Genomic DNA, 2721 nt, shown 5'->3' on the forward strand with positions numbered 1-2721 from the left:
CGGATCGGCAGTCGCCTCCTGTTCCGTTTCCGCTTCGGCATTCTGCCGGCTGGCGGCGCTGTCTGCCGGTTCCATCCGCAGGCGCAGGATCAGTTTCCGGTCGGCCTCAAGCACGGTAAAGGTCCAGCCGCGCAAGGTGAAGCTTTCTCCGGGGCCGGGTACATGCCCCGCCTCCATGCTGAGATAGCCGCCGATGGTATCCACTTCGTCCGAATCAAGGTCCACGCCCATGTCCTCAAGGTCTTCAAGCAGCGCACGGCCCGTGAGCTCGTAAATATTGTCGCCTATGGGGCGGATATCTTCCTCGCGCGGAGTATCGTGTTCGTCTTCAATGTCGCCCACGATTTCTTCCAGCACGTCCTCAATGGTGATGAGGCCGGAGGTTCCACCGTATTCGTCCAGGGCAATGGCGATATGCTGCTTGCGGGCGCGGAACTCCTGAAGCAGCGTGCGGATGGACTTGGTTTCAGGCACAAAGAACGGCTCGCGTATGAGGGCGGCCAGCGATGAGACCTTGCCCTCGCCGTCAAGCATGCTGCGCAACAGATCCTTGGCATGCAGGATGCCCACGATATTGTCGCGGGTTTCCTTGTAAACGGGAATGCGGGAATGCCCGGAGCGGACAATGATGGCTGCCACCTCTGCCATGGGCATGTCATGAGGTACGCAGTCGATGTCGGTGCGTGGAATCATGGTGTCCTGCACCTGGAGATCGTTGAAACGCAAAATGCCGAGCAGCATGGATTCCTCTTCGGGTTCCACCTCGCCATCGGCGCGCGCTTCAAGAATGGCTTTTTCCAGAGATTCCTGATCATCGTGCCCGAACAGTCTGCTCAGGCGCGACCAGATGGTACTATGACCTTCCGAACCACCGTCCAATGTAGTCTCCTTGGTTGGGAATGGAACCGGGCCGCACTATGCTGCCCGTGGGCCATGTTTGCCGCGCGGCGTGCCGCGCCTGCTTTCGGCGGTTTGGCCGCAGCACTGCACAATGGCGGCAAATTTTTCTCCGGCGTGGCCGTGCGTTACGCGGCCAGACCGAGGTCTCTTGTTTTTGTTCAGCAGCTTGAGGCGGCGCCTGCACGGTCTGTTGCGCGTTTGCGCGGCTCACGGCGCGTCTGAACCCGTCACTGCGCGGCATCTGTTATGTGATGATGCCGTGATTTGCGTTATCAAGCCTGCCCTTTTGTGGGCAGCCGCTTCGGCGTCAGCCTGTTAAAGCCGCTTGCGCTGCTCCATGTCCATATGCATGACCCACTGGGTTATGGGCGACACCCCGCGCGATTGCAGGCTGTGGAACCAGTGGATGTCGGACTTGCCCTGTTCCAGAACTGCCCAGTTGGTAAATTCTGTGCCGAGCACAAGGGCCGGCTCCGCGCCTTCGTGTATCCGGGCGTGGAGCACCTTGCAGGTGCACCAGAAGGTAACGATTTTTTCTTCCTTGCCCATGCAGTAAATTATAAGACAAAGTAACTGCGAACCTTTGTCCAGGTCAACCGGCTTGATCTCAAGGTCTTCCATGGGAAAGCGCAGGGCCATGCCTGTGGCCGAGATGTTTTCCACCTGTATGGACTCTTTTTCCATGCCGCGCCGGTAGTGCAGGAGAGGGCGGTTTATTTCGGCGGTATTGCGGGGCATGGGTTTGCTGGGGTCCAGCTCCCACACGCCGATAACGCGCACTTTTTCCTTGGGCGGCTTGATGCGGATGAAAAGGCGCTTTTGCCCGGCATCGAGATCTTCGGGAGAGGCCAGATGCAGCCGCGATTTTTCCCGCCCGGATTCAATGGACAGGATGGTTGAGCGAAATTTGTAAAAGCTCGGCCCTTCGGGCAGGGTGGCACGAAAATAGACCTCCACGGACATGCCCGTGAGTTCCTGCGAAAGAAACCCAAGAACTTCCAGGCCAAGCACTGTGTGTGAAACGGTTTGCAACAGGGCTGCAAGACCTTTGTGGGCAGCCGACTTGTCCAGCACGTTGATATCGAATATCTCGTTCTGTTCCTGTGCGGTTTCAAGCAGTTTTCGGATGATGGACTTGCGCCGAGCCTCCTGCCGCTGCCGCTGTAGACGTGTCTGAACGATGACGACGATAGTGCAGAGGATGATCAGCACCACGGCGATGACCAGGAGAAGTTGTTTGCCAGTCATAAACTCACCGAGTATGTTCCGCTGTGCCGCGAGGGGCCTTGCAGCCCCACCGGTCCGGCCGGAGGAAGAAAATATTGCGGGCCGAAGTCTGCTCTTCGCCTGTCGGCATCAAAGCCGCCCCAGTTTGTGTAAATGTATCTCCAGGCAGGCTACAGCCGCCGGGGTTACTCCTGAGATGCGTCCGGCTTGTCCGAGGCTCAGGGGCCTGACCCGGTCGAGTTTTTCCGTCACTTCACGAGATAACCCCGCTACTGTGGCATAATCCAAATCCGGGGGCAAGGCTGTGGACTCAAGCTTTGCCGTGCGCGCGACCAGTTCGCGCTGGCGGGTCAGATATCCTGCGTACTTGATCTCTGTCTGTACGCTCTCACACACGCCAGTTCCGGCCAGCATCATTTCATGCTCAAGAAATTCCGCAGCGGCGGCCGTGTCTTCACAGGCGCAGGAGCGCAGAAGCGCCGCAAGGCCGGACAAGTCCAGCTCGGGCCGGCGCAGGGCCTCGGCCAGGGTGCGCCCTGCGGGCAGGTCTGTGGCCGATGCCTTGCCCGCACCGTGACGACACGCGGGTGCGGC

At 59.2% G+C, this 2721-nt stretch carries 2 protein-coding genes and 1 pseudogene; all 3 read right to left on the bottom strand.

The features are described 5' to 3' along the window. Positions 1-879: hemolysin family protein (locus V6C16_RS10890; RefSeq protein WP_333543200.1), on the bottom strand; the 879-nt coding region annotated here is incomplete at its 3' end. Positions 880-1215: 336 nt separating this feature from the next. Beyond that, the gene (locus tag V6C16_RS10895) at positions 1216-2148 is read right to left on the bottom strand and encodes a hypothetical protein (protein ID WP_333535592.1); all 933 of its coding nucleotides are present in this window, start codon (positions 2146-2148) and stop codon (positions 1216-1218) included. Between the two features lie 108 nt (positions 2149-2256). Then, a pseudogene (locus tag V6C16_RS10900) lies at positions 2257-2721 on the bottom strand (tRNA uridine-5-carboxymethylaminomethyl(34) synthesis enzyme MnmG); the annotation flags it as partial.

This window comes from Desulfovibrio sp. 1188_IL3213 (assembly GCF_036763145.1).
Lineage (GTDB): Bacteria > Desulfobacterota > Desulfovibrionia > Desulfovibrionales > Desulfovibrionaceae > Desulfovibrio.